Raw genomic sequence first — 17678 nt, 5'->3', positions numbered from 1 at the left:
CCGTGATCCCTCAGCCCCTCCTCGACGGCGTCATCGCAGAGGCCTGGGGTCTGATGGCGGAGATCGGGCGCCTCACCGCCGCGGAGCCGGGCATCACCCGCGCCGCCTTTGGCGAGGGCGAGCAAATCGCCGCGGATCTGGTCTGTCGCTTCGCCGCCGGCTTCGGCCTGGCCCCGGAACACGACGCCTTCGGCAACATCACCTTCCTGCTGCCGGGCGCAGACCCGGCGCTGCCGGCCATCACCAGCGGCTCGCATCTCGATTCTGTCCCGAACGGAGGCAATTTCGACGGGCTGGCCGGCACCGCCGCCGCGCTGGCCGTGCTCGCCGCCACGCGCAAGGCCGGCATCATGCCGCCGCGCAGCCTGCGGGCGCTGGCCATGCGGGGGGAGGAAAGCCCGTGGTTCAACATGGCCTATCTCGGCAGCCGCCTGCTGCTGGCCCATGGCGACCGCACCGCCCTCGGTGAGCGCCGCCGCATCGACAGTGGCTTGACGCTGCGGGAGCATGTCGATGCGCTCGGCTTCCCCTTTCGCACCGATGCGACGCCGCTGCTCACGCGGCAGGACACCGCCTGCTTCATCGAACTCCATATCGAGCAAGGCCCGCTGCTCGAGGAAAAGGATCTCGCCCTCGGCGTTGCCTCGGCGATCCGCGGCAATTTCCGCTATCCGCAGGCGCGCTGCGTTGGCGAATACGGCCATGCCTCGACCACCCCACGACATAGCCGCCGCGACGCGGTGATGGCGGTCGCCGAGCTTGCCATTGGCCTCGATGCGCTTTGGGCCGAGCTCGCCGCCGCGGGCGACGACAATTTCGTGGTCACCTTCGGACGCTTCTCGACCGATCCGGCGCAGCACGCGCTGACCAAGGTGCCGGGTGAGGTCAGCTTCAGCCTCAATGTCGGCAGCACCAGCGAGGCCACGCTGCGCCTCGGCGCCGAACGCCTCGACGCGATGATCGCGCGCATCGCCGCGACGCGCGGCGTGCGCTTCGAGATGGGGCCCCGCGTCACCGCCGATCCGGTGGCGCTCGATCCCGGCGTCACAAGCCTGCTGGAACGGCAGATGGAGGCATCGGGCCTGCCGGTGATGCGCCTGCCCACCGCAGGGCACGACGCCGGCATCTTCGCGCTCAGCGGCATCCCCTCGGCGATGCTGCTCACCCGCAACCCCTGCGGCAGCCACAATCCGCGCGAGACGCTGCTGGAAAGCGACTTCGCCATGGGCTGCACCGTGCTCGCCCGCGCCATGCATGTCGCGGCGGCCGGCCCGCCCGACTGACGGCCCCCACGCCTCCAGCACCTGCGACGAATGGGGGGAAGAGGCACTCCCGGGGAGGAACCAGCCAGCCAATCAAGGAGAGCAAGATGATCCTGACGCGTCAGCAGTTCCTCGCCTCGATGATGGGCTTCGGCCTTGCCGGTACCGCGCGTGCCGAGACCTCGCTGTTCACCCGCCCGATCCGTCTGATCATCAGCACCTCGCCCGGTGGCGGGGCGGATGTGACGGCGCGGCTGATCGCGCCGGGCATCTCCGAGCGCCTCGGCCAGAACGTGGTGGTCGAAAGCCGCGCCGGCGGCTCCGGGCTGATCGCCGGCGGCTTCGTCGCGCAGCAGCCGCCCGACGGGCACACCTTCCTGTTCGACATCACCACCTATGCCGTGAACCCGGCCCTCGGCCGCGCGATGCCCTACAAGGTGCTCGAGGACCTGGTACCGGTCACTCAGGTCAGCCGTTCGGGCAATGCGCTGGCGGTCCATCCCTCGGCGCCGGTGAATTCGGTCGCCGACTACGTCGCCTATGTGAAGGCGCGGCCGGGCGAGCTCTCCTATGCCTCCTCGGGCAACGGGTCCGCGCAGCATCTCGGCATGGAGATCTTCATGGCTGCCGCGGGGCTGCAGATGATCCACGTGCCCTATCGCGGCGGCGGGCCGGCCATGGTCGACCTGATGGCGGGCCATGTCTTCAGCAGCTTCGCTTTCATCCCCTCCTCGATGCCGCATATCCGCGAAGGGCGGCTGAAGGCGCTGGCGACCACGGGCAGCACGCGCGCCGCGGCCTTCCCCGACCTGCCGACCCTTGCCGAATCCGGCTATCCGACGGTCGAGAGCTATGACTGGAACGGCATCTTCGCCCCGGCCGGCACGCCGGAGCCGATGATGCGCCAGATGCAGGCCGCGGTCGCCGAGGTGCTGGCCACGGCCGCCATCCGCACGCGCTTCGCCGAGCTCGGCAACGAGCCGGTCGGCAGCACGCCCGCGCAGTTCCGCGACTTCATCCAGCGGGAAATGGCGAAGTACGAGGAGATCATCCGCAAGGTCGGGATCACCGCCACCTGACGCTTCGGGGGAGGCCGCGAGGCGGCCTTGTCCCCGCTGCCCGTCAACCCGCCGCGCGCTGCATGGCGCCGCAGGATCGGGACTTGCCTGGAAGGGCGCCCCCGCCGGGTGCCCATGTCAGTATCCAGGATAAGGGCGGGCGCGCGGTGGGGCAGCGGATTTGGACATGCGCCGGATGGTGCATGTCCAAATGGGCCTTCAATGCCCCTCTCGCCGCCAAGCCATCACTGCCGCCCCCAGCACCAGCGCGAGCGCCAGCCAGGCTGGCAGCAGCGGCAGGGCGCTGATCCCCGTCACGGTATGGTCGCCGTTGCGGCGCAGGCCGATCCACCCCGCCCCGGCCACGTCGCGCCCCGGGGCGACGCGACGCAGATCGGGCACGACCGGTGTCGCGCCGTCGCCGAGGTAGCGGGCCACGCCGCCCGTTCCGGTCAGCAGGGGATGGAGTTTCGCCGGATCGGCCCGCAGATCGGCGACCTCCAGCGGATTGGTGGCGGCCGAGGCCGCGAAGGCCGTCCGTCGCCCATCCGTCGCATTCCACACGCCGGGCTGGGTGGCCGGCATGGTCAGCACGGCGCGACCGCCGCCGGCCGGTTCCGGCGCGGCGCGGGTGACGCGGCCATCGGGCGCGGTGACGGTGATCTCGGGCGGCGGGCCTTCGGTCAGGCTGCGGCGGGTGACGGTCAGGCGGCCATTCTCGATCCGCGCCGTCAGATCCTCCTCCTCGAGCTCCGTCTCGCGCATCAGCCAATGGGCGATGCGGCGCAGCAGTTCCTGCTGCGGGCCGCCGCCGTCATGGCCGCGCGACCACAGCCAGATGTGATCGGACAGCAGCAGGGCGACGCGGCCCTCGCCGACCCGGTCCAGCACCAGCAGCGGCGTCCCGTCCGAGCCTTCCATCACGGTGCTGCCGCTGCGTTGGTCAGCGCGCAGGGACCGGTACCAATGGCCCCAGCTCGCCTCGGCATTGTCGGCATTGGCGCCGGGCAGGTCCTCGGTGACCGGATGGCGGAAGCCCAGCGAGGAAACGCGGGGCCGGAATGCCCCTTCGGCCACGATGTTCTGCCGCCCGGTGGGCCGCGCCGGCAGCACGCCGCCCAGAGGCGTCAGCGCCAATGAGGTCGGCCCGCTGAACTCGGGCCCGGTGGACATCAGCAGCGCCCCGCCGCCGCGGACATAGTCGGCGATGTTGCGCAGATAGGCCGCCGGCAGGATGCCGCGGTTGCTGAATCGGTCGAAGACGATCAGGTCGAATTCCCGCAGCTTCACCTGGAACAGCTCGCGCACCGGGAAGGCGATCAGCGCCAGCTCGTTCAGCGGCGTCAGGTCGTCCTTCTCCGGCGGGCGGAGAATGGTGAAGTGCACCAGATCGACGTTCGGATCGGCCTTGAGCAGCCGACGCCAGGTGCGCTCACCCGGATGGGGTTCGCCGCTGACCAGCAGCACGCGCAGCCGGTCGCGCACGCCGTTGATGGTCACCACCTGGCGGTTGTTCAGCGTCGAGACCTCGCCGGGCCGGGCCGCCGCTTCGATCTCGACCACGGTCGGCCCGCCGCGCTGGATCGGCACGGTGATGCGATGGTCGCGGCCGATGGGCACGGACTCGCTGCGCGGCGTCTCGCCGTCCCGGCGGATGGTCAGCCGAGCCGCGCCGGTCGGGTTCGCCACGCCCAGGTCGTCCACCGCGACGCGGATCTCGACCTCGCGCCCGACGATGCCGAAGCCGGGCGCCTCGATGACGCGCAGCCGGCGGTCGGTCTCCCCGGCCTGGCCGGGCATCAGCGCGTGGAAGGGCGCGTCGATCGGTGAGGTCGCCGGTATGTCGTGCACCTGCCCATCGGTCAGCGCGATCACGCCTGCCAGCCGCGCGCGCGGGATCTCGGCGAGCGCCCGTTCCATGGCGGTGAACAGCCGCGTGCCCTGGTTGCCCTGCTCCGGCACCTCGATGGTGCGCAGTTCGAGGTCGGGCAGATGGCTCGCGCGGGATTCGATCTCCCGCCGCGCCGCCTCGATCTGCGCGGCGCGGGTGCCGATGCGGGCGGAATCGCTCTGGTCCACGACCAGCAGGGCGATGTCGGGGCGGGTCTCGCGCGATTCCTCGACCAGCCGAGGGTTCGCGAGCGCCAGCAGGATCAACGCGAAGGTCACGCCGCGCCAGATGAAACCGCGTGCATTGCGCCAGGCGGCGGGCGCGATGGCCAGGATGGCGATCACCGCGGCGATGCCGATCAGCCAGAGCGGCAGGACAGGGGCGAAGTCGATGCCGGCGATGGTCTGGTTCATGCGGCGAGCCCGCGGCCGCGGCCACTGTCGTTATCGGAGGGGCTCTGCCCCTCCGAACCACCCCGCCAGGGGCTTGGAGCCCCTGGACCGCAACCTTCTGGCGCATGGCACGACAGGCATGCCAAGCCGGCCCAGCGCGCTTCGTGCGCGAAGGCGGGTTTCGGCGCGCTGCGGCCAGCGGCGCCCAGCGCCAGATCAAGGTTTCCAAAGGCCTTTCGGCCTTTGGCGGGGAGGGTCCGGGAGGGGCGGCGCCCCGCCCGGTTCCGCGTCACGCAGGTCAATTCCCCAGCCTTTCCAGGATCGCCGGCACGTGCACCTGGTCGCCTTTGTAGTTCCCGGTCAGCGCGTACATCACGAGGTTTGTCCCGAAGCGATACGCCAGCACGCGTTGCCGTGCCCCGCCGGGGATGGTGGCGTAGGGGTTCTGCCCGCGGGCATCCAGCGCCCAGGCCGCCGCCCAGTCATGCCCGCCGATGACGACCGGGGACACGCTGTCATTGGCGCGGTCCTGGTCGCGTGCCGCCCAGACTTGGCCGCCGGCATAGCGCCCGGGCAGTTCCGGCAGCAGGTAGAAGGCGCGCTTCAGGACATGGTCCTCGGCGACCGGGGCGAGGGGCGGGATGGCGAGATCCCGTGTCACCCGCCGCAGCGCCGCCCGCGCGCCGGGGTTCATCCCGTCGCCGGAGCCCTCGTCCCGCGTGTCGAACAGGATGATCCCGCCATTGCGCATGAAGGTGTTGAGGGCCGAGACCGCCGCCGCATCCGGCTGCGCCGCGTCCGGTAGGACGGGCCAGTAGATCAACGGATAGAAGGACAGGTCGTCGCGCCCTGGCACTACCGCCTGCGGGTCGGCCAGTGCGGCCGCCGTCCGCCGGTTCATGAAGTCCGACAGGCCGACGAGCCCCAGGCGGGAGGTCTCGTCCACCGCCGAATCACCCGTGACGACATAGGCGAGCCGCGTGGCATTCGCCGCGGCTTCCGCATCCTCGGCCCGCGCCGGGGCGCTGGACAACAGTAGTGTCGCGACCGCCGCGGCACGTGCTCCGCGCGACCATTGCCGCCCGATCATCCCGCGCTGCCCGAGCGACACCAGCAGGTCGAGCGCCAGCAGCAGCAGCGCCACCGCCAGCAGCCAGGGTCCGAGATCGCGCTCCGTTGGCACGCCGCCGATGGTCTCGATCCGCGCATTGGTCGGCGCGGCGGCGATCGGGCGCGGCGCCGGCAGATGCGCGGTCAGGTTCAGGGCGCGCCGCCAGGCCGCATCCTCGGCCTGGCCGGGCGAGCCATACCAGCCCGGCGGATGGCGCGGGGAGGCCGCCGTCTCCTCCACCTGGTTGGCCGGGATGGGGGCCGCTGCCGGCGGCGCGGCGCCGAGCCGCCCAAACCCATCGAGGATTTCCAGCGGCGCCAGCGGGGCCTCGCCCTCATTCCCCTGCACGCCGGCGGACAGGGCGACCAGCCGCCGCAGCATGTCCACGAACAGGCCGGACAGCGGGAGGTTCGACCACTCCGCATTGGCGGTGACGTGGAACAGCACGATCCGCCCCTGGCCGCGCGCTTCGGCTGTCACCAGCGGCGTCCCATCCGCGAGCCGCGCCCAGGAGCGCTCGGTCAGCCGCGCCGAGGGTTCCGCCAGCACCTGGCGCTCCACCGTGACCTCGGCCGGCGGCACCAGCCCGGCGAAGGGCGAGCCCTCGGGGAAGGGAGCCAGGGTCTGCGGCCGGTCCCAGGACAGGGCGCCGCCAAGTTGCCGTTCTCCTGCCCGCAGCGCCACCGGCAGCAGCGGGTCGGGCCGCTCGGCCATGCGCGGCCCGGCGAAACGGATCAGCATGCCGCCCTGTTCGACCCAGCGGGTCAGGGCCTCGCGCTCCCGGCCCTCCGGCACCTCGCGATCTGCCAGGATCAGCACGGCGAGCTGGCGCGAGAGCAGTTGCTCCACCGACCCGCGCCGCACCTCGGCATAGGGGCCGAGCGCGCGTTCCAGGTAGAACAGGTCCCCGGTCAGCGGCGCATCGGCCGAAGTATCGGTCGCCCCGGCCAGCCCCACCGGGCGGCGGCGGAAACGCTCATCCAGCAGCACCGTGCCGGCGGCGCCTGCCTCGGGTTCCAGATCCAGGCGCACGACCTGGTTGCGGATTTCGATCGGCAGGTCGAGCGCGGCCTCGGCGCTCCCTGCCCCGGCCGGGATGGTCATGGTGGCCGAGGCGAGGGCACGCCCATCCCCGGTGCGGGCGAGGACGGTCGCCTCGCTCGCGGCTCCGATCGGGGTTTGCAGCACGCGCACCATCAGCCGGTCGGCCTCGGCGCGGGGCGGGGGCAGCACCCGCGCGGGGCGGGCCTCGGCCCGGGCGAGGGTCAGCGGGCCGGCGGCGGACAGCGCCTCGGCCAGCGGGGTGAAGGCATCGCCGGCTGGCGTCTGTTCGACGCCGTCCGCGACATAGAGCGTCGCGAGCGGCCCCGGATTGGTACGGCGGAAGGCGGCGACCGCCGCGAGCGCGGCAGCGCGGTCCACCGGCCAGCCATGCGGGCGCAGGGCCGCCAGCCGCGCTGCGGCCTCCTGCGCCGGCATCAGGGCGGTCACGCTGATCGGATCACCGGTTTCGGGCGGAGCGGTCGGCAGCAGCGCGACGCGCCGGCTTTCTCGCCCAGCGGCTTCCAGCGCCGCCGCGGCGGACGCCACCCGCGCCGGCCAGTCCGGCGCCGCCGCCCAGCCATTGTCGAGCACCACCAGCAGCGGCCCCGATCCGCCGCCCGCGCCCACCGGCTGCCACACCGGTCGCGCCAAGCCGATGATGACGAGTGCCGCCGCGACCATGCGGAGCAGCAGCAGCCACCAGGGCGTACGGTGTGGGGTCTCCTCGGTCGGCGGCAGGTCGCGCAGCAGGCGGATGGCCGGGAAGTCCTGCACCTTGGCCGCCGGCGGGCTGACGCGCAGCAGCCACCACAGGACCGGTAGAGCCGGCAGCGCCAGCAGCAGCCACGGCGCCGCGAAGGCGAGGGGACCGACCTGCCACATCACCCGGGCGCCAGGCGCTGATGCAGCGCGAGTAGCGCCGATTCCGGCGGCTGATCCGTCCGATGCGTCGCGAAGGACCATCCCGACGCCGCCGCCAGCGCCGCCAGCCCCTCGCGGTGCCGGGCGAGCCGGTCCTCATACAGCGCCCGCACACCTTCGACGCGGGGCACCAGGGCTTCCTCGGCGGCACCCAGGCCACGGAAGCGGATGCGGCCGGTGAAGGGCAAGGTTTCTTCGGCAGGATCGAGCACCTGCAGCAGATGGCCCTGCACGGTCGCCGTTGCCAGTTGTGCCACCGCGCGGCGTGTCTCCTCGAGCGGCGCCAGGAAGTCGCCGATCAGCACGGCGCGGGAATGGCGCGGAATCCGGGAGTCCGCTGCCGCCTCCGCCTGGCGCGGCAGGGATTGGGCCAGCACCGACATGGCCCCGCGCCCTGAAAAGGCCCGAGGCAGCCCGAACAGCCGCACCCGCTCCCCGCCGCGGAACAGTAGGGAGGCCAGCGCCAGTAGCAGCAGTTCCGCCCGTGTCCGCTTGGTCGGCAGCATCCGGTCGCTGCGCCAGTCCATCCCTGGCCCGCCCTGGCACCACAGCGCCACGGTCTGCGCCGCTTCCCACTCCGTCTCCCGCACGAAGAGCCGGTCGGACTTGGCCGATTGCCGCCAGTCGACGCGCGACGCCGCATCGCCCGGCAAGTACGGCCGGAATTGCCAGAAGGCATCGCCCTGCCCGGGCCGCCGACGTCCGTGCACACCCTGCATGACGGTCGCCGCCACGCGCTCGGCCTGCACGACGAGCGGCGGGAGCGTGGCGCCGAGGGCCTCGGCCCAGGGGACGGGGACGGTTGTCACTGGTCGTCACCGGGGAGGGTCACGCCTTTCCCCATTCCCATACGCCGAAGATTCCCCCGGTGCCTGCGCGGTCGGACCGAGAGGGGCTTTGCCCCTCTCGGGCTCTCCCCACCAAAGGCCGAAAGGCCTTTGGAAACCTCGACCTGGCACTGTGCGCCATGGCCGGAACAGTGCCGAGGCCCACCATTGCGCTCGAAGCGCGAAGCGCGGGCCTGGCGTGCCTGTCGTGCGATGCGCCAAAAGATTGCGTTCCAAATGCTCCAAGCACTTGACGGGGCGGTTTGGAGGGGCAGAGCCCCTCCAATCGCAACAGCAGGCGCATGTGGGCCACCGGCGGCGATGCTTGCTCCGTGTGTCCTGAGAGAGGCCGGGCCCCTCTCCAATGCCGACCGAACCACCGTCGCAGTCACCCCAGGCTGTCCTTCAGCGCATCGATCACCTCGCTCAGCCGCACGCCGTCCGCGCGGGCGGCGAAGGTCAGGGCCATGCGGTGGCGGAGGACTGGTTCGGCCAGCGCGATCACGTCGTCCACGCTGGGGGCGAGGCGCCCGTCCAGCAGCGCGCGGGCGCGGGTCGCGAGCATCAGCGCCTGGGCCGCGCGTGGTCCCGGCCCCCAGGCCAAGTGCTTGCTGACCGCGTCCAGCGTGCTGGTTTCGGGGCGGGCGCCGCGCACCAGCTTCAGGATGGCGTCGAGCACCTGCTCGCCCACCGGGATGCGGCGGATCAGCGCCTGGGCGGCGATCAGCTCCTGGCCCGTCATGGCCTGCACCGGCTTCGCGTCCTTGGCGCCGGTCGTTGCCAGCAGCATGGCGCGCTCAGCGGCCTCATCGGGGTAGCCGACTTCGATTTCCAGCAGGAAGCGGTCGAGCTGTGCCTCGGGAAGGGGGTAGGTGCCTTCCTGCTCGATAGGATTCTGGGTGGCGAGGACGTGGAAGGGCGCCGGCAGGGCGTGGATCTCGCCGCCGATGGCGACGCGGTGTTCCTGCATTGCCTGGAGCAGCGCCGATTGCGTGCGGGGGGAAGCGCGGTTGATCTCGTCCGCCATCAGCAGCTGGCAGAAGATCGGGCCCCGGATGAAGCGGAAGGCGCGGTGGCCATGGGCGTCCTCCTCCAGCACCTCGGACCCCAGGATGTCGGCGGGCATCAGGTCGGGGGTGAACTGCACGCGCCGCGCATCGAGGCCGAGCACGGTGCCGAGTGTGTCCACCAGCTTGGTCTTGCCGAGTCCCGGCACGCCCACCAGCAGGACGTGCCCGCCGGACAGCAGGGTGATCAACACGCGCTCGATCACCGTCTCCTGCCCGAAGATGACGCGGCCTACCGCTTCCCGCACGCGGGCCAGGCGGGCGCCGAGCGCCTCCACTTCCGCGACCAGAACAGCGGGGTCCTGTGTCGTCTCGGCCACTTCACTCATGCAGGCTGGGCTCCCTATATGACAGAGGCGGAGGCGCGCGGCCGAAGCCACCCCTGATGGAATTAGCTCGCATCGGCCACGCTGAGTGCAAGGGCGACGAAATGCAATGACCGTCCACGGCATGGAAAACATGAGCGGCGCGAGGCCGCCGGGCACTGCCTGCGTGCCCGCTCCCGGAACGGTCCTGGCCCGTGCCAAGACCGAATGCGGCAACTACGCCATCCGCATCGGCCGCGACGGCACCTGGTACTACAGGGGCAGCGCGATCCAGCGGAAGCCGTTGGTCTGCCTGTTCGCCTCGATCCTGAAGCGGGGCGAGGACGGCGCCTATTGGCTGGAGACGCCGGTCGAGCGCGGCCGCATCGAGGTGGAGGACGCCCCCTTCGTCGCGGTCGAGCTGTTCTGGCGCGACTGCGATTGCGGCGGCGGCGCCCCGCGCCAATGCCTGACCTTCCGCACCAATCTCGACGAGATGGTCACGGCCGACCCGGCGCATCCGATCCGCGTGGCGCTGTGCCCGGTGACGCGGGAGCCGCGCCCCTACATCACCGTCCGCCCTGGCCTCGAGGCCCGCATCAGCCGTGCGGTGTTCTACGAACTCGTCGCCCTGGCCCAGGCGGAGGAGGTGGATGGCCGGCAGGTGCTCGGCGTCTGGAGCGAAGGCATCTTCTTTCCGATCGACGATGTGCCCGACCTCGACATGGCAGCCGACTGAATGAGCTCCACGGCGCTGCGCCTGGATCCCGTGGCGCTGCGCGCGCGCCTCGCCGACCCCGATGCCATTCCCCGCGATCGCCCCTCGCCCGAGGACGATCTCGAACGCGCCGCGCGCAGCGGCGGCCGGCTGGTCCCCGCGGCCGTGCTGGTGCCGCTGGTGCTGCGGGACGATCCGACGGTGCTGCTGACGTTGCGCTCGGCGAAGTTGAGTTCCCATGCCGGCCAGGTGTCCTTCCCCGGCGGCCGCACCGAGGCCGGCGAGACGCCGGAACAGACCGCGCTGCGCGAGGCGTCCGAGGAAGTCGGCCTCGATCCCGCCCTGCCCGAGGTGCTGGGCCGGCTGCCACCGCTGCTGACCGGTACGGGATTCGTGGTGACGCCGGTGGTCAGCCTGCTGCGCCCGCCCTTCACGCTGCACAGCGATCCGGCCGAGGTCGAGGAAGCCTTCGAATACCCGCTGTCCTGCCTGCTGGACCCCGCGGCGCCCGAGCGGCGCCAGCAGGAGTTCCGCGGCCGCATGCGCGAATTCTGGGTCTGGCCGCATGAGCGCCACTACATATGGGGGGCCACGGCCTCGATGCTGGTGACGCTATCCTCGGTGCTGCGCGGCAGGGTCTGACCGGCCGTGCGTGTCGCCGTCGCGCGGTGCGTCCCATCCTCGCGTGACGCGGTTGCGCGCCACCTCGCCGCAGCCCAGCTATGGCGGAACAACAGCGGAAGAGGACGCCCCCATGGCCAACAGCCTGGTTGCCGAACGTCGCCTTCTCGGCGATGACCACGCGATCGTCGCGCCCAGCCATTACCCCGCGCTCGGCGCATTGCCGGCCGAGGAGGTGCTCGCCCTGGCGCGGACGCTACGCGAGCAGCGCGACCGCTTGCGCGGCATGGTCCACGCCAATCGCCGCGCCCGCCGCGGCAAGGGCGAGCCGCGCGCCGCAGCCGGCAACGACGCCGCACTGACCCGCCGCAAGCAGGTCTTCGCTGCGGCGCTGAAGCGGGTGAACCATCGGCTGGACATGCTGCATGGCGAGGCCCGCCGCGCCTGGCATGCCGAGGCGCTGCGTGGCGCGCTCGCCCGCAAGCGCGCGGCGGGATCGTCGCATCCGGCCGGGGGCGACACGGCGGATGCGGGCATGCTCGCCAAGCCGTCACGCAAGCGGACGGTGCGGACGGATCCGCGCGAGATCGGGCGCGTGTCGCAATTCGTGAAGAATGCGCAGGCGAAGCGGGACCGGCGATAAGGCTTGCCCAAAGGGCGTGCGGCCCTTTTCGGGGCTGCCGCCGAACGGTTCTTCATCTGGTCTTGAGTGCGTCGGCGCGATATTGCCAAGGACAACCACGTCCAACGGGAGAAACCGAATCCAATGATTGCCCGACGTACCCTTCTTGCCGCTGCCGGCGGCCTCCTCGCCGCGCCCGCGGTCCACGCACAGGGCGACTGGCCGAGCAAGCCTGTCCGCATCATCGTGCCCTGGCCGCCGGGCGGGTCGACAGACGTCCTGGTGCGTTTGTATGCGGAGCTTCTGCAGCCCATCCTCGGCCAGACCTTCGTGGTCGAGAACCGCGCCGGCGCCGGCGGCAACATCGGCATCGACGCCACCGCCAAGGCGACGCCGGACGGCTACACCATGGGCATCGCCTCGGTCGGGCACCTGGCGATCAACCCCTACCTCTATGCCCGCCTGCCCTACGACCCGGCCAAGGACCTGATGCCGGTCGGCGTGGCCTGGGACCTGCCGAACGTCGCGGTCGTCGCCAGCCAGCACAATCCGGCCCAGAACCTCCAGGCCTTCATCGCCTGGGCCAAGGCGAAGAATGGCGGCATCTCCTACGGCTCCCCGGGGGTAGGCACGACGCCGCACCTGTCGGGCGCGCTGTTCTGCGCGCGCACCGGCATTGAGGGGACCCATGTGCCCTTCCGGGGCGCGGCGCAGACCATCCCGGCGATGCTGTCGGGCGACCTCGACTTCGCGCTGGACAACCTCGCCTCCTACGTCCCGGTGATCCAGGAAGGCCGGATGCGGGCCTTCGCGGTGACCTCGGCGGAACGCTGGCCGACCATGCCGGACATCCCGACCATGGCCGAGGCCGGGGTGCCGAATTTCGTCGTCTCCTCCTGGCAGGGCTTCGTCTTCCCGACCGGCACGCCGCGGCCGATCATCGACAAGGTCAGCGGCGCGCTGCGACGTGTTGCCAGCGAGCAGTCAGTGAAGGACCGCTTCCTGCGCGTCGGCGCACAGGCGGTGTGGAGCTCGCCGGACGAGATGGCCGCCCGCGCCGACCGCGAGAAGCCGATGTGGCAGGAAGCAGTGCGGGTGTCCGGCGCGCGGGTGGAATAAGCGCGTCGAGGCCGGCTTCCGGCGAGTTGGAGAGGGGCGCCGCCCCTTCTCCAAGCCTCGTCCCGCCAAGGCGCCGTGCACCTTGGAAGGCCGGCAAGGGGCGCCGGGCGGGGCTGAAGCGCCACGTCCCTGTCATGCGTCCCGTGCGCAGGCAGCGGGCTGGAGCTTCGATGTCATCTGGCGCGGATCCGCCAGGTTCAGCGTTCCGGGGGACTTCCGGCATTTGGCAGGGAGAGGTGTGGCGGTCGGTGAAGCCCTTCGCCATCCATCGCGATGGGTGTGCGATTCTGGCGTTTCGAAGGGGCGGGGCATGCGGTCCGGGAGTCCTCGGCCCTTTCTCCCTCCTGCCCGAGCGGGCATAACGCGCCGCACATGTCCGCCCCCGACCTCACCGCGCCGGGCGCCCGCCGGGCCGCCTGGCTCAATTCGCTCTTCGTGGACCATGCCCTGCTGCGCCTTGGCTGGCGCAACTGGGGCGTGGTGGAGAGCGGGCGGCTGTACCGTTCCAACCACCCGACGCCCTGGCAACTCGAACAGGCGACGCGGCGATATGGCATCCGCACGGTCATCAACCTGCGCGGCCATCGCGAAACCTGCGGGTCGGATGCGCTGGGGCGGGAGGCGGCGGCGGATCTGGGCCTCGAGCACATCGACGCGCCGCTGGAGAGCCGCGGGGCACCGCACAAGGATCGCGTGCTGCGGTTGGCGGGCCTCTATGCGCGCATGCAGGAACCGGCGCTGATCCACTGCAAGTCCGGCGCGGATCGCACTGGGCTCGCGGCGGGGATTTGGCTGTTGGTGCAGGGACATCCCGTCGAGGACGCGCTGCGCCAGCTATCGCTGCGCTATGGTCATGTCGCGGCGGCGCGCACCGGAATCCTCGATGCGTTTTTCCATGCCTATGCCGCCTATCGGAAGGCGCACGGGCCGAAGCCTTTCCTCGACTGGGTTTCCGAAGACTATTCCGAGGATGCGCTTCGCGCCGAGTTCCGCAGCACCCCCTGGGCCGACCGCCTGGTCGACGGGGTGCTCCGGCGCGAATAGCGCCCGGTGCGAGGAGGCTGACCGGCGTCCCTGCGCCATGTGCGCTTCGGCATCTCGCATTGAACGCTGCGCCCGGCACCAGGTATCGGTTTCCAAAGGCCTTTCGGCCTTTGGCGGGGTGAGGTTTGGAGAGGGGCAGAGCGCCTCTCCCTGGCGCCATCCGCCCTATCCGAGCGCCCATGGGCGGGGGTCACGCTCCGCTATCGCAGGAATTCAAGCAGCGCCGCGACCGTATCCTCCGGCCTTTCCTGCTGCACCCAATGCCCCGCCCCCGGCACGAGATGCGTGCCGCGCCAGTCCGCGCAGGCGCTGGTCTCCATGGCGAGCAGCGCGCCTGGCGACTGCTGCACGCCCCAGTCGCGCGTGCCGCCAATGAAGGTCGCGGGCACGGCGATGCGGGCGCCGGCGAAGGCTTCCAGTTCCATGTTCGTGCCGGTGAAGCGCGTGCGGTACCAGTTCAGCCCGCCCTGGAACCCGGTGCGGGCGTATTCCCGCGCGTAGATCGCCATCTCCCCCTCCGTCATCCAGGTGCAGGCAGCGATCTGCGCGTCCGGCGGCATTTCGTGCGCGACGGTCTGCGGCATGGTTTCGGCCAGGTCCATCACGTAGTAGGTCGGCAGCTTCGCCAGTTCCTCCGCCGTCCAGCCCTTCAGCGGGAAGACGTCGTTGCCGGGCCAGTCGCCGGATTTGTGATGGTAGTAGGCGCGGAAGAAGGCGTGCAGCCCCTGTGGCGCGGCGATCAGGTCGCCATTGGCGGGGCGGGTCGCGTAGTACCAGTGGTAGTGCTTGCGCGGCCTCGGCAGGGCGGCGAGGTCGACCGCGATGTCGCGCACCGGTGCGCGCAGCGCAGCGCCGATTGCGGGCGGGCCGGCGAAGGGCGCGCTCATCAGCGCGACGCGGCGGAAGACATCGGGGCGCACCAGCGCGCAATGGGCCGCGACGGGCGATCCGAAATCATGCCCGATCACCGCATGGACCTGCGCGATCCTCAACGTGTCGAGCAGCGCCAACTGGTCGCGAATCAGGTTCAGCAGGGCGAAGGGCCGCAGATCGGCATCATAGGCCGTATCCCAGCCGGTGGTGCGACCATAGCCGCGCTGGTCCGGCGCGATGACGTGGAAGCCCGCCTCGGCCAGAGGCAGCATCACGTGCCGCCAGGAGAAGGCGAGCTCCGGGAACCCGTGCAGCAACAGCAGGGCGGGCCGCCCAGTCTCGCCGGCCTCGAGCACATGCATCGCAAGGCCGTTCACGCCGGGCACGATTCGGGACCGGATGCCCTCGGGCAGCAAGGGCGAATCAAGCGGTTCCATGTACGTTTCCTTCTATCTTGTTCCGCATCCGGCCCGAATTGGGTGTTGCAATCAAGCCTGGGTTTGACGGGATGCACGACCCCGCCGAACCTCGCCACCATGAGGGATGGAATCGCCTGGTCGAACGACCTGCTCACACTCGCGGCGCGCTTCGGCAGCCGCATTGCCGTCACCGATGGTGTGGCGTGCATGGACTTCACGACGCTCGCCGCCCGTGCGCATGCGCTGGCGCATCGGCTGCGTGCGGCGGCTGTCGCCCCCGGTGCGCCGGTCGCGACGCTGGTGCCCAATGGCGTCGAGGCGCCCTGGGTCAGCTATGGCGTGACCATCGCCGGCGCCGCCGAGGTGCCGGTCAACGCGCATTCGACGGATACCGAGATCCACTGGTTCGCGGAACTCACCGGCTTCCGCCGCATCCTGGCCCCCGCGACGCAGCAGGCGCGGCTCGAGGCCCTCGGCTTCGAGGTCTGGCCGATCGAAGCCATCGCGCCCGACCCGAACCCGACCGCGCTGCCGCCGGTGCCTGCGGGGGCCTGGGGCCGGCTGATCTTCACCTCGGGCACCACGGGCAAGCCGAAGGCGATCGTCCATACCCATGGCGGACGCTGGATCGCGCATCTGCTCCAGCGCGCGGTGCTGCCCTTCACGCCCGGTGCGGGCGACCGCGTGCTGCTGATGACGCCCTATGTGCACGGCGCCTCGCTGATCACCGCAGCCTGGCTGGAACAGGGCGCGGAGGTCGTGCTGCAGGACGGCGTGAAGGCCGAGGCCGTGGAGCCGATCCTCGCCGCCGGCCCGTCCGCGGTCTTCGCCCCGCCGACAGTGCTCGCGAAGATCCTGTCGCTGTTTCCCGGGCGGCGCTTCGACGGCGTGCGCTGCATCTTCACCGGCACCTCGACGCTCAGCCGCGCCCTGTGGGAGCGCGCCGCCGAGGCCTTCGGCCCGGTGGTGCGCGTCACCTACGGCATGAGCGAGTGCTTCAACCCCATCACCGTATTGGAAGCGCCCGAGGTCGCGGAGGTGATGACGCAGCCCGACCAGGGCTTCGGCGCCTGCCTGGGCTGGCCCGCACCGGGGGTGGAGATCGCCATCCGCGACGAGGCCGGCGCCGCGACGCCACCAGGCGAGGCCGGCGAGATCTGGCTGCGCGGCCGGCACATGAACAGCGGCACGATCAGCGCGGGCGGCTTCGTGGCTCGCCCGGCCGGCGCCTGGCATCGCACCGGCGATCTCGGCGCGGTGGATGCGCGCGGGCGGTTGCACCTGTCGGGCCGTGCGGCGGATGTCATGAAGTCCGGCGGCTATCGCATCCATCCGGGCGAGATCGAATCGGCCCTCGACGGCGCCGCCGGCGGCCGCGCGGTCTGCGTGGTGGGCCTGCCCTCGGACTATTGGGGCGAGGTGATCGTCGCCGTTGCCGAGAACCCGCCGGCGGATTGGCAGGCGGATGCGCAGGGGCGCATCGCAGCCCTTGCCCGGCCCAAGCATCCGCGCGCCTGGCTGGCGCTCGCCGAACTGCCGCGCAACGCCCAGGGCAAGGTGGTGCGTGCGCGGGTGCGGGAGGCGATCCTCGCGACCCACAGGCTGGAGGACGGCCCGCGCCCGCAGCTTGTGCCGCAGGTCACGCCCTGACGCACGGCCAGGCCGTGGCATGACCCTGCAACGCAATCCTGGCTTGCAGGGCGCCTTCCGGCCCGCGATCATCCGGCGCCTACAATATGGAGGATGGACTATGTTTTCGAGACGGGCGCTGGCCGGCGCGGCCGTGATCCTGGCGTTGGGCGCAGGCGGGCTCGCCGCGCAGAATTACAGCATGCCGCCCTCCTTCGGGACGGCGAATCTGCGCTTCAACTTCGCGCCCGACCCCTTCGTGGTGAACGTCACCGCGGGTGGTACCATCCCCGCCGAGCGCATCGGCGGCGCAGGCTGCGTGGGATCGATCGCCCAGGCGCCGGATGTGCGGCTGAACTACCAGGCGGGCGGTGGGTTGCCGCTCTATATCGGGGCGCGGTCGCGCTACGACGTGACGCTGGTGGTGAACCTGCCGAACGGGCAGTGGGTCTGTAATGACGACTTCCAGGGCACCGATCCCGGCATGGTGTTCCGCCAGCCGATGTCGGGGCAGTACGATATCTGGGTCGGCAGCTACGACCGAGGGCGCGGCATCCCGACGCAGGTGTTCTTCTCGGAAGTTCCGCCGCGCTGAATGGTGCTGGCGGGGTTGGAGAGGGCGCCTCGCTCCTCTTCCTCACCTCGGCGGCAATGCCGCCAGGCTCGGTGAAGGCGGAAAGGCGATCCTGGCTACTGGCCTGCTTCCGTGGCGGAATTGGAAGGGCTTTGCCCCTCCGAACCACCCCAGCAAAGGC

At 71.2% G+C, this 17678-nt stretch carries 14 protein-coding genes; 9 read left to right on the top strand and 5 right to left on the bottom strand.

What is annotated here, in order from left to right; translation table 11 throughout:
• Positions 1-2: 2 nt before the first annotated feature.
• Together KPL78_RS09620 and KPL78_RS09615 are read left to right on the top strand one after the other, a co-directional pair.
• Positions 3-1283, top strand: a complete 1281-nt coding sequence (locus KPL78_RS09620; protein ID WP_219762726.1) for a hydantoinase/carbamoylase family amidase — start codon at positions 3-5, stop codon at positions 1281-1283.
• A gap of 86 nt (positions 1284-1369) precedes the next feature.
• Entirely contained in the window at positions 1370-2341 is a 972-nt protein-coding gene (locus tag KPL78_RS09615; RefSeq protein ID WP_219762725.1) for a Bug family tripartite tricarboxylate transporter substrate binding protein, read from the top strand.
• A 198-nt stretch (positions 2342-2539) separates the two neighbouring features.
• On the opposite strand, the gene KPL78_RS09610 is transcribed toward KPL78_RS09615, so the two are convergent.
• From KPL78_RS09610 to KPL78_RS09595, 4 genes are all read right to left on the bottom strand, one after another.
• A complete protein-coding gene (locus KPL78_RS09610; protein WP_219762724.1) occupies positions 2540-4624 on the bottom strand; it encodes a hypothetical protein in 2085 nt (694 codons plus the stop codon).
• A gap of 277 nt (positions 4625-4901) precedes the next feature.
• Entirely contained in the window at positions 4902-7640 is a 2739-nt protein-coding gene (locus KPL78_RS09605) for a DUF4159 domain-containing protein (RefSeq protein ID WP_219762723.1), read from the bottom strand.
• Positions 7640-8488 (bottom strand): DUF58 domain-containing protein, encoded by an 849-nt coding sequence (locus KPL78_RS09600; RefSeq protein ID WP_369412711.1) that lies wholly within the window; start codon positions 8486-8488, stop codon positions 7640-7642. The genes KPL78_RS09605 and KPL78_RS09600 overlap by 1 nt, the downstream gene beginning before the upstream one ends.
• A 406-nt stretch (positions 8489-8894) precedes the next feature.
• Positions 8895-9902: an AAA family ATPase gene (locus KPL78_RS09595; protein ID WP_219762722.1), complete on the bottom strand. Its 1008-nt coding sequence runs from the start codon at positions 9900-9902 to the stop codon at positions 8895-8897.
• 130 nt (positions 9903-10032) lie between these two features.
• Between KPL78_RS09595 and KPL78_RS09590 the strand changes: the two genes are divergently transcribed.
• From KPL78_RS09590 to KPL78_RS09570, 5 genes are all read left to right on the top strand, one after another.
• A complete protein-coding gene (locus KPL78_RS09590) occupies positions 10033-10617 on the top strand; it encodes a DUF1285 domain-containing protein (RefSeq protein WP_255568824.1) in 585 nt (194 codons plus the stop codon).
• Complete coding sequence (locus KPL78_RS09585) at positions 10618-11238, top strand: CoA pyrophosphatase (protein WP_219762720.1); 621 nt, start codon at positions 10618-10620, stop codon at positions 11236-11238.
• A 112-nt stretch (positions 11239-11350) separates the two neighbouring features.
• Positions 11351-11860 (top strand): hypothetical protein, encoded by a 510-nt coding sequence (locus KPL78_RS09580; RefSeq protein ID WP_219762719.1) that lies wholly within the window; start codon positions 11351-11353, stop codon positions 11858-11860.
• Positions 11861-11983: 123 nt separating this feature from the next.
• Complete coding sequence (locus tag KPL78_RS09575) at positions 11984-12958, top strand: Bug family tripartite tricarboxylate transporter substrate binding protein (RefSeq protein ID WP_219762718.1); 975 nt, start codon at positions 11984-11986, stop codon at positions 12956-12958.
• A gap of 372 nt (positions 12959-13330) precedes the next feature.
• Positions 13331-14002 (top strand): dual specificity protein phosphatase family protein, encoded by a 672-nt coding sequence (locus KPL78_RS09570; protein WP_219762717.1) that lies wholly within the window; start codon positions 13331-13333, stop codon positions 14000-14002.
• Between the two features lie 200 nt (positions 14003-14202).
• Here the strand turns inward: KPL78_RS09570 and KPL78_RS09565 are convergent, their stop codons facing one another.
• Positions 14203-15312, bottom strand: a complete 1110-nt coding sequence (locus KPL78_RS09565; protein WP_219762716.1) for an alpha/beta hydrolase — start codon at positions 15310-15312, stop codon at positions 14203-14205.
• Positions 15313-15411: 99 nt separating this feature from the next.
• On the opposite strand from KPL78_RS09565, the gene KPL78_RS09560 reads away from it, so the two are divergent.
• Together KPL78_RS09560 and KPL78_RS09555 are read left to right on the top strand one after the other, a co-directional pair.
• Complete coding sequence (locus KPL78_RS09560) at positions 15412-16944, top strand: class I adenylate-forming enzyme family protein (RefSeq protein ID WP_219762715.1); 1533 nt, start codon at positions 15412-15414, stop codon at positions 16942-16944.
• Positions 16945-17044: 100 nt separating this feature from the next.
• On the top strand, positions 17045-17518 hold the full coding sequence (locus KPL78_RS09555; protein WP_219762714.1) for a peptidase S1: 474 nt from the start codon (positions 17045-17047) through the stop codon (positions 17516-17518).
• The last annotated feature ends 160 nt before the right edge of the window (positions 17519-17678 follow it).

It is taken from the genome of Roseomonas alba (genome assembly GCF_019430885.1).
Classification (GTDB): Bacteria; Pseudomonadota; Alphaproteobacteria; order Acetobacterales; family Acetobacteraceae; genus Neoroseomonas; species Neoroseomonas alba.
Note: the sequence above shows the minus strand (reverse complement) of the source record. Positions and strands in the feature narration are given on the sequence as shown.

Bases quoted from the DNA above. Each gene is read 5' to 3' on its own strand.
- KPL78_RS09615 (WP_219762725.1), top strand. From the start codon at position 1,370: ATGATCCTGACGCGTCAGCAGTTCCTCGCCTCGATGATGGGCTTCGGC.
- KPL78_RS09610 (WP_219762724.1), bottom strand. From the start codon at position 4,624: ATGAACCAGACCATCGCCGGCATCGACTTCGCCCCTGTCCTGCCGCTC.
- KPL78_RS09605 (WP_219762723.1), bottom strand. From the start codon at position 7,640: ATGTGGCAGGTCGGTCCCCTCGCCTTCGCGGCGCCGTGGCTGCTGCTG.
- KPL78_RS09595 (WP_219762722.1), bottom strand. From the start codon at position 9,902: ATGAGTGAAGTGGCCGAGACGACACAGGACCCCGCTGTTCTGGTCGCG.
- KPL78_RS09590 (WP_255568824.1), top strand. From the start codon at position 10,033: ATGAGCGGCGCGAGGCCGCCGGGCACTGCCTGCGTGCCCGCTCCCGGA.
- KPL78_RS09585 (WP_219762720.1), top strand. From the start codon at position 10,618: ATGAGCTCCACGGCGCTGCGCCTGGATCCCGTGGCGCTGCGCGCGCGC.
- KPL78_RS09580 (WP_219762719.1), top strand. From the start codon at position 11,351: ATGGCCAACAGCCTGGTTGCCGAACGTCGCCTTCTCGGCGATGACCAC.
- KPL78_RS09575 (WP_219762718.1), top strand. From the start codon at position 11,984: ATGATTGCCCGACGTACCCTTCTTGCCGCTGCCGGCGGCCTCCTCGCC.
- KPL78_RS09570 (WP_219762717.1), top strand. From the start codon at position 13,331: ATGTCCGCCCCCGACCTCACCGCGCCGGGCGCCCGCCGGGCCGCCTGG.
- KPL78_RS09565 (WP_219762716.1), bottom strand. From the start codon at position 15,312: ATGGAACCGCTTGATTCGCCCTTGCTGCCCGAGGGCATCCGGTCCCGA.
- KPL78_RS09560 (WP_219762715.1), top strand. From the start codon at position 15,412: ATGAGGGATGGAATCGCCTGGTCGAACGACCTGCTCACACTCGCGGCG.
- KPL78_RS09555 (WP_219762714.1), top strand. From the start codon at position 17,045: ATGTTTTCGAGACGGGCGCTGGCCGGCGCGGCCGTGATCCTGGCGTTG.